The organism is Streptococcus sp. KR (assembly GCF_002238115.1).
GTDB lineage: Bacteria > Bacillota > Bacilli > Lactobacillales > Streptococcaceae > Streptococcus.
The window spans coordinates 1-12,759 of record NZ_NGVM01000028.1 but is presented as its reverse complement, the minus strand read 5'-3'; the positions used below and the strand labels follow the sequence as shown (position 1 = coordinate 12,759).

7 protein-coding genes are annotated in these 12,759 nt (G+C 40.0%); 6 read left to right on the top strand and 1 reads right to left on the bottom strand.

From position 1 onward, the window contains the following. The coding region (locus tag CBI42_RS09980; protein WP_142294100.1) for an SIALI-17 repeat-containing surface protein at window positions 1-3,834 on the top strand (3,834 nt) is incomplete at its 5' end. Between the two features lie 235 nt (window positions 3,835-4,069). Here the strand turns inward: CBI42_RS09980 and CBI42_RS09970 are convergent. Beyond that, on the bottom strand, window positions 4,070-4,618 hold the full coding sequence (locus tag CBI42_RS09970; RefSeq protein ID WP_004263287.1) for an NADPH-dependent FMN reductase: 549 nt from the start codon (window positions 4,616-4,618) through the stop codon (window positions 4,070-4,072). A 420-nt stretch (window positions 4,619-5,038) separates the two neighbouring features. On the opposite strand from CBI42_RS09970, the gene CBI42_RS09965 reads away from it, so the two are divergent. The 5 genes from CBI42_RS09965 to CBI42_RS09940 all read left to right on the top strand — a co-directional run. Further along, entirely contained in the window at window positions 5,039-6,235 is a 1,197-nt protein-coding gene (locus tag CBI42_RS09965; protein WP_070842864.1) for an MFS transporter, read from the top strand. A gap of 291 nt (window positions 6,236-6,526) precedes the next feature. After that, on the top strand, window positions 6,527-7,015 hold the full coding sequence (locus CBI42_RS09955; protein WP_042750837.1) for a cell wall elongation regulator TseB-like domain-containing protein: 489 nt from the start codon (window positions 6,527-6,529) through the stop codon (window positions 7,013-7,015). Next, window positions 7,012-8,190 carry a pyridoxal phosphate-dependent aminotransferase gene (locus CBI42_RS09950; RefSeq protein ID WP_094753901.1) on the top strand — a complete coding sequence of 393 codons (1,179 nt, stop codon included), beginning with the start codon at window positions 7,012-7,014 and terminating at the stop codon, window positions 8,188-8,190. The genes CBI42_RS09955 and CBI42_RS09950 overlap by 4 nt, the downstream gene beginning before the upstream one ends. Window positions 8,191-8,206: 16 nt before the next feature. Next, a complete protein-coding gene (gene asnS, locus CBI42_RS09945) occupies window positions 8,207-9,550 on the top strand; it encodes an asparagine--tRNA ligase (RefSeq protein WP_094753900.1) in 1,344 nt (447 codons plus the stop codon). A gap of 253 nt (window positions 9,551-9,803) precedes the next feature. Further along, a partial coding sequence (locus CBI42_RS09940) for a mucin-binding protein (RefSeq protein ID WP_142294099.1) occupies window positions 9,804-12,759 on the top strand: 2,956 nt, incomplete at its 3' end.

The window sequence follows — 12,759 nt, the reverse complement described above, 5'->3', positions numbered from 1 at the left end:
AACGGCAAAGTTAACCCAGAAGCAAATCAAGGTAAAGACGGCGATAAATACGTTAATACAGAAACAGGCGATGTCTTCGTTAAGAATAACGGCAACTGGGACAAAGAAGGCAACATCAAGGGACCTAAAGGGGACAAAGGTGAACAAGGTCTTCAAGGTCGTGATGGTCAAGACGGAGCCCAAGGTTTACCAGGACGCGACGGACGAGATGGCGCAGCAGGTCGTGACGGACGTGATGGCCGCGACGGTAAAGACGTCTTGAACGGCAAAGTTAACCCAGAAGCAAATCAAGGTAAAGACGGCGATAAATACGTCAATACAGAAACAGGCGACGTCTTCGTTAAGAATAACGGCAACTGGGACAAAGAAGGCAACATCAAGGGACCTAAAGGGGACAAAGGTGAACAAGGTCTTCAAGGTCGTGATGGTCAAGACGGAGCCCAAGGTTTACCAGGACGCGACGGACGAGATGGCGCAGCAGGTCGTGACGGACGTGATGGACGCGACGGTAAAGACGTCTTAAACGGCAAAGTTAACCCAGAAGCAAATCAAGGTAAAGACGGCGATAAATACGTCAATACAGAAACAGGCGACGTCTTCGTTAAGAATAACGGCAACTGGGACAAAGAAGGCAACATCAAGGGACCTAAGGGTGATAAAGGTGAACGTGGAGAAGATGGTAAGACTCCAGAAGTAACTGTAACTCCAGGTAAAGATGGTCATAGTACCGACATTACATTCACTGTTCCAGGTAAAGATCCAGTTACAGTAAATGTTAAGGACGGAGAAAATGGTCTGAACGGTAAAACTCCAAAAGTTGATTTGCTTCGTGTCGAAGGACAAAACGGCAATCCATCTCATACAATTGTGACATTCTATACTGATGAAAACAATGATGGTAAGTATACTCCAGGAACTGATGAACTTCTAGGTTCTGAAATGATTAAAGATGGTGCTAAAGGTGCGGACGGACGTGATGGTAAATCATTGCTTACTGTCAAAGATGGTAAAGAAACTAAAGTTTACCAAGAAGATCCAGCACATCCAGGTCAACCATTGAATCCTGAAAAACCTCTTGCAGTTATTAAAGATGGAGTGGACGGTGTCTCTCCAACAGTAACAGCTGTTCGTAAGGATGAAGAAGGGCATAAGGGGGTAGAAATCACGGTGGATAACCATGATGGTTCACAACCAACTACAGTCTTTGTTCAAGATGGTGCTAAGGGAGAAACTGGTGCAACCGGTCAGGATGGACAAACTCCTACAATCACTACTCAACGTGGACAAGATGGCCAAAGCACTCTTGTAACTATCACAACACCAGGTAAAGATCCAGTAACCTTTACAGTGAAAGATGGTAAGAATGGTAAAGATGGACGTACACCATTTATTGACTTAAATGCATTGGTGGAAGCAGTTAGAAGAGGTGTTGGATCAACTTCTAATTCACAACCTTCTGGAACATCAAGAAGTGCAAGAAATAGAAGAGCATTACCAGATGGAGATAGAAGTGCAACTGAGTCATCAGAAACAGTACAACCAACAACTACAGATTCAACAGGTACGCAACCAGAAACTACAGATTCACAACCAGTAAATGGTACTCGTATTACAGCATACTATGATAATAATGGTAACGGTAAATACGATCCAGGTGTGGATGAATTAATTGGTACAAGTGATATCTTGAATGGTACAAATGGACGTAATGGTACAGATGGAGCTTCTGGTACAAATGGACGTAACGGTGCTGAATTACTAAGTGGAGTTACTGCCCCAACTGCTAATGATGGTAAAGACGGTGATACTTATATCGACGCCAATACAGGTGATGTTTACAAGAAAGAAAATGGTTCTTGGAACAAGATTGGTAATATCCGTGGACCTCAAGGAGTAGCCGGTGAAAAAGGCGACAAAGGTGAAAAAGGTGAAAACGGAGCTAATGGAGCTAATGGAGCAGACGGTAAATCACCAGTTGTAAATGTAACGGACAATGGAGATGGAACACACTCTATTACTGTTAGAAACCCTGATGGTTCTGAATCAACAACTAAAGTTAAAGATGGTAAAGACGGTAAAACTGCCAATATCACTACAACAGAAAATCCAGATGGAAGCCACACAATCACTGTAACAAATCCAGACGGAACAACTAAAGAAACTGTTGTTAAGAATGGTAAAGATGGTAAGACTCCAAAAGTTGAAGTAACAGATAACAACGATGGAACTCATACTGTTAAAGTTACGGATGGAGACGGCAATGTTACCAACGCTATCATCAAAGATGGTAAAGACGGTAAAGCTGCAACAGCAACTACAACAGAAAACCCAGATGGAAGCCACAGAGTAACAATCACTAACCCAGACGGAACGAAGAATGAGTTTGTTGTTAAGAATGGTCGTGACGGTGTTGACGGACGTACTCCAACCGCATCAGTTCGTGATAATGGAGACGGAAGTCATACAATCGTTATTACAAATCCAGAAGGTGTGACAACTGAAACCACAGTTCGTGATGGTAAATCACCAAAAGTTACTATTACTGACGAACAAAATGGAACTCATAAGATCTCAGTTCTAAATGGTGACGGCACAACTACTGAAACAATCATTAAAGATGGTAAATCACCAGTAGCAACTGTTACTGACAACCATGATGGTACTTACACTATTCGTGTAGAAAACGGTAATGGTACTGTTTCTGAAACCACAATTCGTGACGGTAAATCACCAACTGCTAAGGTTGTGGATAACGGAGATGGAACTCACACTATCACAGTTGTGAACTCAGACGGTACAACTACAACAACCACAGTTCGTGATGGTAAAGAACCAAAACTTGAAGTGATAGATAACAACAATGGTTCACACACTATTAAAGTGACAGGAGCTGACGGTAAAGAAACTACAACTACAATCTTTGATGGTAAATCACCAAAAGCGAACATCGTTGATAACGGAGACGGAACGTACACATTGACAATCGTTGATTCTGATGGCCGTGAATACAAATCTATTATCAAAGATGGTAAAGACGGTAAAGATGGCGTTTCACCAACTGTAACTGTTAAAAATAATAACGATGGAACTCACGTTGTTACAATCATTAATCCAGATGGAAGTAAGACAGAAATGGTGATTAAAGACGGTAAAGATGGTAAATCACCAAAAGTTTCTGTTGAAGATAATGGTGATGGTAGTCATACAATCACAATCATCAATTCTGATGGAACTGTGACAAAAACAGTTGTTAAAGATGGACGTGATGGTCGCGACGGCAAAGATGGTAAGGACGGAAAAGATGGTAAATGTGGTTGCCAAGGCAAACCAGTAACACCATCAAATGACAAACCAGTTCCTCCAACACGTAATGTGCCAGAAGGACCAACGTTTGCAATGCCAGAACCACCAGTTCATGAATTGCCAGAATTCAACGGTGGTGTTCCAGGAATGCCAGAGGTTAATGAATTGCCAGAATTCAATGGTGGAGTACCAGGTATGCCAGAAGTCAATGAACTTCCTAATCCAGAAGTTCCAGGAATGCCAACACCTCCAGTTCATGAAATTCCAGAATTTAATGGCGGAGTACCTGGTATGCCAGAAGTCAATGACAAACCAACTTCAAACATTCCTGAAGTTCCAACACAACCAAATCCAAATGTACCAGTTCAACCGGTAACACCATTAACTTCTAACCCAGTAGTACCAACTACAGGTAAAGAAAAACATGGGGACAAATTACCAGAAACTGGAAGCCAATCTGATTATATCTCTGTTCTTTTAGGTAGCGGTATTCTATTGAGCCTATATGTAGGTCGAAGAAAAGAAGATTAATCAGCAACAAGCAGTCACTAATTTCTCGAAAGAAGATGATAAGTGATAGATCTCGAATGAAAGAATATTCTTAGAACGATTTTCCATGATGGAAAAGACTGCTAAAAACCTTGAGTGGTAACGCTCAAGGTTTTTTTGGATGGCTGATGTTTGTCTGAGAATCTTGATAGAGTCTAAAAAAGCCACCCTATGAGGTGGCGATAATTGATTTAGACTTTTAAAAATTCTTTATTTTTTATTGAATTGCTACGACCAAGTCTTGAGCTTGTTTTTCAAGTGAGTTTAGGACTGTTTCTTCAAGAACCAATTTTCCGTCTGCCCAGGCAGAGTCGTTAACACGTGCAGCAGTAAAGTCACCAACTACTTTTGTACGGATAAATGGCAAAAGGTCCTTGTAGATAGCGAAAAGTTGATCGTGACCTGCATTGGCTACAGATGATACTGTGACAAACTTGTCTTGAAGGGCAGAAGCGCCACGTGTATCAGACAAGTCAAGAGCGCGAGATAGCCAGTCAAGCAAGTTTTTCACCGTACCAGGGATAGAGAAGTTATAGACTGGAGAGAAAATCCAGATGGCATCCGCAGCGAGAACTGCTTCACGAGCAGCAGCTACAGCTGGATGTGTTGGAACTTCCAAATCTTGGCTGAAGAGAGGAAGGGTTGAATAATCAAGGTAGCTAACCTCTGCTTTACCAGCAAGTGCTTTCTCAGCTTCGAGAGCCATTTGGTGGTTGAAAGAACCTTGACGTAGTGATCCGATGATAAATAATACTTTTTTAGACATGATGTGTCTCCTTTTTCTTAAATTTCCGAGAAGTCTCTCGTTGTTATAAAATATATTACAACAAAACAAAAGGACTTGCAAGAAATTTGCTCAGAGTTTATTTGAAAATTATAAAATTGCTGAAACTCTAGTCAGTTGTCACTGGAAAAGTAAGAACTATTTTTTGGATTTTAGTTTTCTTTGATTTTATAGGAGTATTCCAATATTCTCTTGTAATATAATGACATAAGTGCTAAAATAAACAAGAAAACTCGCAATAGAAACCGCAGAACGGCTATTTTCCGGTATCATTTCATAAATAATTAAAGGAATAATAATGGCATTGAAGAGTGCTTCTAAAAAGGGGTGGAGATCATGTAAGGCACAGATTAACAAGTGACGGACAAAAGAAATAATAATACACTTGTTAAAGGAGAAAAGATGTTAATAAGAAATTATCGGAAAAATATTGGCCTGATGGCCGGAGTTGAGTTTTTTGCATTTCTAGGGATTACCAGTTTTTGGATTCTCTTTCTCAGTCAAAACGGAATGTCTCTTTGGCAGATTGGACTTCTGGAGAGTATTTTTCATATGACCAGTCTTCTCTGTGAAATTCCATCTGGTATGTTAGCTGACCGCTATTCCTATAAGACCAACCTTTATTTAAGTCGAATAGCAGGGATTGTGTCTTCTATTCTTATGTTGGCTGGGCAGGGAAATTTTTGGATTTATGCGCTAGCTATGGCGATAAGTGCCTTGTCTTATAATTTTGATTCAGGAACAAGCGCAGCAATGGTCTATGACTCGGCTGTAGAGGCTGGGCTAAAGGAGCGCTATCTATCCATTTCAAGTTTCATGTCAGGAGTAGCAGAAGGAACTCGTTCTTTGGGGACAGTGTTGGCGGGATTTTTTGTCCATGGTCAATTGCACCTGACCTACTATATCATGATTGCCACTTCTATCATAGTTCTTGTCTTGATTTGGATGCTGAAAGAGCCCAGTGTCAAGCTAGAAAAAACTGATAGTGTGACCATGAAACAGATTATGTGGACTGTTAAGGAAGAGTTGGAGCGAAATCCCATGCTCTTCAACTGGATGATTTTGTCTCAGATTGTTGGTACACTCATGTGCATGTTTTATTTTTACTATCAAAATCAGTTACCAGATTTAAGTAGTTGGCAAATTTCAGCAGTTATGCTACTTGGAAGTCTCTTGAATATCGTCGCAGTCTATCTAGCGAGTAAGATTGGAAAGAGATATGCCGCCTTGAAGCTTTTCCCTGTCCTCGTCCTGCTGACTGGAGTTACCTACCTGCTGTCCTACTTTGGAACACCTCTAATCTATATTTTGGTTTATTTGATTAGTAATGCTCTATATGCTCTTTTTCAGCCGATTTTTGATAATGATTTGCAAGAGCGACTCCCAAGTGAAGTAAGGGCAACCATGCTGAGTGTCTACTCTATGATGTTTAGTCTAAGTATGATTGTGTTCTTCCCACTGACAGGCTGGTTGATTGACAATTTAGGCTTTGTAGTAACATTTCTTTATCTAGGATCCTTTTTAGTCATGATTAGCCTTCTACTGACTATCTTTTTAGGAAAAATGGCTAAAAGAATAGATGATAAAATGATTCCATAGATTAAAAGAATTTCTGAAAACTTGAGTGCAAGCTCAGGTTTTTTAATACGGTGATTTCGCTTGTGTCTATGCTTTTCTCTCTCGGTTTTAAACAAGAAAAATCGGTTTACTTTGAAGGAAGAAATAAAATTGGTTTCTTATACTCAATGAAAATCAAAGAGCAAACTAGGAAGCTAGCCGCAGACAGTACTTGGGTACGGCAAGGCGAAGCTGACGTGGTTTGAATTTGATTTTCGAAGAGTATTCTTGCATTCACTTGTAATAAAGCCCAATAGATGGTAAAATAGACGAGTGAAAACAAGACAAAATAAAGCAAAAAATAATCTACTGTGGCAGTATGGTCTAGGGATGACGATTTTGTTTGTGGTTATCAGTGCTTCCTTTCTGTATCTGGTTTCTCTTAGTATGAAACCTTATCAAACAGCTAAAAGTGAAGGAGAAAAATTAGCTCAGCAGTATGCAGGATTAGAGCAGGCTGATCAGGTTGATTTATACAATGGCTTGGAATCTTATTACAGCGTTCTTGGTCGTAATAAACAGCAAGAAGCACTTGCTGTCCTGATCGGAAAAGATGACCATAAGATTTACGTTTATCAGCTAAATCAGGGTATTTCACAAGAAAAAGCAGAAGCGGTTTCTAAGGAAAAAGGAGCTGGCGAGATTGACAAGATTACCTTTGGCCGTTATCAAGACAAGCCAATCTGGGAAGTCAAGTCAGGCTCCGATTTTTATCTAGTAGATTTTGAAACAGGAGCATTGGTCAATAAGGAGGGCCTATGAAACTATCCAACCGTATTTTAGAAATGGAAGAAAGTGTGACCTTGGCTGCTGGAGCCCGTGCCAAAGCACTGAAGGCTGAGGGAAGAGATATCTTGTCTCTAACCTTGGGTGAGCCAGATTTCACTACTCCAAAAAATATCCAAGATGCCGCCATTGCATCGATTCAAGAGGGGCGTGCTTCTTTTTATACAGTAACCTCAGGCCTGCCAGAGCTCAAGGCAGCAGTCAATACCTACTTTGAGCGCTTTTATGGCTATTCTGTAGCGCCAAATCAAGTGACAGTAGCTGCAGGAGCAAAATATTCTCTCTATACCTTCTTTATGGCTGTGGTCAATCCAGGTGATGAAGTTATCATCCCAACCCCCTACTGGGTCAGCTATGGAGACCAGGTCAAGATGGCAGAGGGTGTGCCAGTCTTTGTTCCTGCTAAGGAAGACAATCACTTTAAGGTGACTGTAGAGCAGTTAGAAGCAGCTCGCACAGACAAGACCAAGGTTTTGGTGCTGAATTCACCATCTAATCCGACAGGTATGATTTACACCCGTGAGGAACTCTTAGCAATCGGGAACTGGGCTGTAGAAAAGGATATTCTCATCCTAGCAGACGATATCTATGGGCGCTTGGTCTATAATGGCCATGAGTTCACACCTATTTCTAGTCTATCAGAAGCGATTCGCAAGCAAACAGTGGTTATCAATGGTGTGTCTAAAACCTATGCTATGACTGGCTGGCGTATTGGCTATGCCGTTGGAGAAGCAGACATTATCGCTGCCATGTCCAAGATTGCAGGTCAAACAACTTCGAATCCGTCAGCAGTAGCCCAGTATGCAGCAGTTGAGGCTCTATCAGGCGAGCAAGATACGGTGGAAAGCATGCGTCAGGCTTTTGAGGAACGTCTCAATACCATCTATCCCCTTCTTGCTGAGGTGCCAGGATTTGAAGTGGTCAAACCGCAAGGAGCCTTCTACCTCTTCCCAAATGTCAAAAAGGCAATGGAGATGAAAGGCTATACGGATGTGACAGACTTTACAACTGCTATCCTAGAAGAAGCTGAAGTAGCCTTGGTAACAGGAGCTGGATTTGGAGCGCCAGAAAATGTGCGCCTCAGCTATGCGACAGACCTAGACACGCTTAAAGAAGCGGTTAACCGCTTGAAAGCATTTATGGAAAAATAAAAGAAAAGGAAAAATAATGACAAAACGTGTAACGATTATCGATGTAAAAGACTATGTTGGTCAAGAAGTGACGATTGGCGCTTGGGTTGCCAACAAATCAGGAAAAGGGAAAATCGCCTTCTTGCAATTGCGTGACGGGACAGCCTTCTTCCAAGGTGTGGCCTTTAAACCAAACTTTTTAGAAAAATTTGGTGAAGAAGTGGGACTTGAGAAGTTTGATGTCATCAAACGCTTGAGCCAAGAAACGTCTGTTTATGTGACAGGTATTGTCAAAGAAGACGAACGTTCTAAGTTTGGCTATGAGTTGGATATTACAGACATCGAAGTAATCGGTGAATCTCAAGACTACCCAATCACACCAAAAGAACACGGAACAGACTTCTTGATGGATAACCGTCACTTGTGGCTCCGTTCTCGTAAGCAAGTAGCTGTGATGCAAATCCGTAACGCTATCATCTATGCAACTTATGAGTTCTTTGACAAGAACGGCTTCATGAAATTTGATAGCCCAATCCTTTCAGGAAATGCGGCAGAAGATTCAACTGAACTCTTTGAAACAGACTACTTCGGAACGCCAGCCTACTTGAGCCAATCAGGTCAGCTTTACCTAGAAGCAGGCGCTATGTCCCTTGGTCGTGTCTTTGACTTTGGTCCTGTATTCCGTGCTGAAAAATCAAAAACACGCCGTCACTTGACTGAATTCTGGATGATGGACGCAGAGTACTCATACTTGACACATGATGAGTCACTTGACTTGCAAGAAGCTTATGTGAAAGCTCTTCTTCAAGGTGTTCTTGACCGTGCACCTCAAGCCTTGGAAACCTTGGAACGTGATACAGAACTCTTGAAACGCTACATTGCAGAGCCCTTCAAACGTATCACTTACGATCAAGCCATTGACCTCTTGCAAGAGCATGAGAATGATGAAGATGCTGATTACGAGCATCTTGAGCATGGAGATGACTTTGGTTCACCACATGAAACTTGGATTTCAAACCACTTTGGTGTGCCAACATTTGTCATGAACTATCCAGCAGCCATCAAGGCCTTCTACATGAAACCAGTTCCTGGGAATCCAGAGCGCGTGCTTTGTGCAGACTTGCTTGCCCCAGAAGGCTATGGAGAAATCATCGGTGGGTCTATGCGTGAGGAAGACTATGATGCCCTTGTTGCTAAGATGGATGAACTTGGTATGGATCGTACAGAGTATGAATTCTACCTTGACCTTCGTAAATACGGTACAGTTCCACACGGTGGATTTGGTATCGGTATCGAACGTATGGTAACCTTCGCAGCAGGAACAAAACATATCCGTGAAGCCATTCCATTCCCACGTATGTTGCACCGTATTAAACCGTAAATAAAATAAAAAAGTTATTATAATAAAAAGAAGGGTAATTCCTTCTTTTTGTATTTTGGGTACAAAAATATTATACAAAAAGCGAGAATATATAGATCATTTTGGTTGACTGATGTTAAAAACATATGGTAAAATCGAATAATGAGTATTGTGTTGTAGTTTCGTTAAAGAAGGTGTTCTTTAGCAGGAGAGGCAGGGGATATGAAGGACTTCAACCGTATTCTAAATCAACATATATAAATAAGGAGAAAACATGTATTCAAGAATGGGAAAATACCATGGTAGAAGAGCTCAGCGCTTTTCTATTCGTAAGTATAGTTTTGGTGCGGCTAGTGTTCTTTTGGGGACTGCTCTTCTTTTAGGAGCAAACGCTGTTAAAGCTGATGAAACAAGTACTGCTTCTGCAAAAACTCCAGAAGTTACAAATTCTGATAAACAGAAATCTGATTCTGGTTCAACAACACCCGTTGTTGAAGAACTTCCTGAATTAAAGATTGATGCTGTAAAAGCAGATGAAAAATCTGAAGTAAAAGCAGATGAAAAACCTGAAGTAAAAGAAGATGCTAAAACTGAAGCTAAACCTGTAGCTAAACCTGTAGCAGAAAAAGAAGTTACCGATAAAGCTGCAACAGAAAAATCTGATAAAGAGCAAGCTGATAAAAAAGAAGCAGACAAAGAAAAAACTAACAAAGAAACATCTGAAAAAGCTGCAACAGAAAAAGCACAAGACGATGTTAAAACAGTTCTTACTCAATTGACTTCAGAAGCTGATGTTATGGCAACAGTAGCCTCAAACTTCTCAGATAAAGAAGTGAAAGATGAAGCATCTAAACAAAAGTTATCGGCTGCAATTGCTACAGTGAAGCTTGAAGCAGTAGCGTCTAAAGGATTGCTTTCATCTGATGCTTCTAAAGACCAAATGGTAGCTCAAGTGAACCGTCTTTCTGCTGCCATTGAAGCAGTTTATACGGAAATGAAACGTGCTGGCCATGCAGGTAAAGTAGAATCGGTATTAGCTGCTACTGCATCAAAAATTACAGGTAAAGATGTTTTTAAAGATGGAGAAACAGTTAAAGCTGTAACAAACGCTTATGTTGATATGAATGCAGATAATACGGCTCCTACAGGATGGGGATTTGATACTACTATTAGTACATCAACTCTTAAAGCAGGTTCTATTACAAAAATTGAACTTACTAACTTAGCTGAGTTAGGTGCTGGTTTGGCAGTAAATACGGAAATCAGAGCTACAGATGGAACAGTAGTTGGTAAAGTTAAATCTATCGACTTTAAAACAACTACAGGAAACAACAATAACAAATCTGTACCATATTGGGCACAACGTACACAACGTGGTATGACTTATGACCAACGTGTTGCTGAGCAACCAGCGGTAGCTAACGAAACTGGAACATATACTTACAACATCGAGTGGAACGATAAAGTAAAAGACTATCCGAATGTGTCGTTTGGAGCGAGTAATTTATCGGGTGATGGATATTTAGCTCCACAAATTTCAAAAGACACTCCGTATACAGCGACTATTAAAATTGATGGGCGTACAGTTCTGGAACATACTTATACAAGAAAAGGTCAACAACCTAGCTATCAAAAACAAGGTACTAGTGCATCACTAAGTGAAAACAATGGATTGACATACCTTAACAATGAGCAAATAGGTAGAAGTGATTCGATCGTATTAAAAACTGATTCAGATGTTCGTTATGGAGTAGGATCTAAATTTACAATCAAACTTCCTAATGCAGATTTTACTGAATTCAAAGAACTTGAAGGAAGTTCTAACTTTGTAAATGGATTAAATACAGCGTCTACTATTAACCCTAATAAAGGAGATAGTATTACATATCGCCCGCAAAACCGTTGGTCTAATGCTAGAGCTAATGAAAACAATGTATGGATTTTACAAGATGGTCGAGATACTGGTTTTACATTAACACCTAGATTAATTTCACCAACGGAATTAGAACTTACTGTTACAGAAGGAACTATTCAAGAAGATTCTATAGTCTCTATGCCTCTTCAATCTTTAGGTATTGAAAAAGTAATAAAAGACAAAACTCTAACAAGTGAATATTCTAATATTACTTATGAAAATGGATTAATTAAACAAGGTTATGTAGGAAACGATAAAACTGCAGCAACTCTTACTGTATCAGGTGGAGAATCTATTAACGGTGAGAAAGAAGATGTTATAACTACAGTGCCAAACGGTTGGAGTGTTAAAGGTGATGGTAAAGTTCAAGGTGAGCCACCAACAGGTGCTGTTGTTAGAACATTCAAAGATTTAGTGACAGGTGAAGTTATAGGTTTTGAACCAACAAGATATACGGGGAATATTCCTTTAAGTGAAGATGGTTCAAAAGATTACACTAATGTGCTTGGAAACAAATATGATGTAAGTAATGATCACGTAGACTTAGTTAAAGAAGTTAACGGAGAAGAATACATTCTTGCAGATCTTCCTCCTGAAAACGTAAAAGGTACACTAAGTGTTACGAAGACAAGAGCAAGAGATTTATATTCTGAAGAAGAATTAAAAGCTAAAGGTATAAATGGATCTGCATTTGTTACCCCAGCAGAGTATGATTATGTTAAGAAAACAAAAGTAGAAGAAGTAAACCGTACAATTAAATTTGTATACGCTGACAATGTTGCAGGCTTAGCGGGTACTGATGTATTCCCATCACAAAAACAAACTGTAAGTTACACAGGTTCAATCAAGTTAACTGCACAAGGTAAAGCGGTAATTAACTCTGAAGACAAACCAGTTTATATTAACTGGAAAGGAACTAATGGTCAAAGTACTGATCTTCCAGAACTTGCAGTACCTCAAAAAGAAGGTTACATCGCAAGTGTTGAAAAAGTACCAGTACAAGCAACAACAGCTACAGATGAAGATTACGAATATGTTGTTAAATATACAGCAATCCAAAAAGCGAAAACAACATTTGTAGATGAAAAAGGAAATGCAATTCCAGGGGTAGCTGAAATTACTGAACAAGGTGGATCAGAAACTCCATTAACAAAAGAAGCTGATGTTAAAGCTAAGATCAAAGAACTTGAAAACAAAGGATATGAATTAGTATCTAATACATACCCAGAAGGTGGTAAGTTCGATACGGATAAAGATACAGATCAAGAGTTCAAAGTAACACTTAAACAAAAAGAAGTTACAGTAACACCAGATC

Bases quoted from the DNA above. Each gene is read 5' to 3' on its own strand.
- CBI42_RS09970 (WP_004263287.1), bottom strand. From the start codon at position 4,618: ATGTCTAAAAAAGTATTATTTATCATCGGATCACTACGTCAAGGTTCT.
- CBI42_RS09965 (WP_070842864.1), top strand. From the start codon at position 5,039: ATGTTAATAAGAAATTATCGGAAAAATATTGGCCTGATGGCCGGAGTT.
- CBI42_RS09950 (WP_094753901.1), top strand. From the start codon at position 7,012: ATGAAACTATCCAACCGTATTTTAGAAATGGAAGAAAGTGTGACCTTG.
- asnS (WP_094753900.1), top strand. From the start codon at position 8,207: ATGACAAAACGTGTAACGATTATCGATGTAAAAGACTATGTTGGTCAA.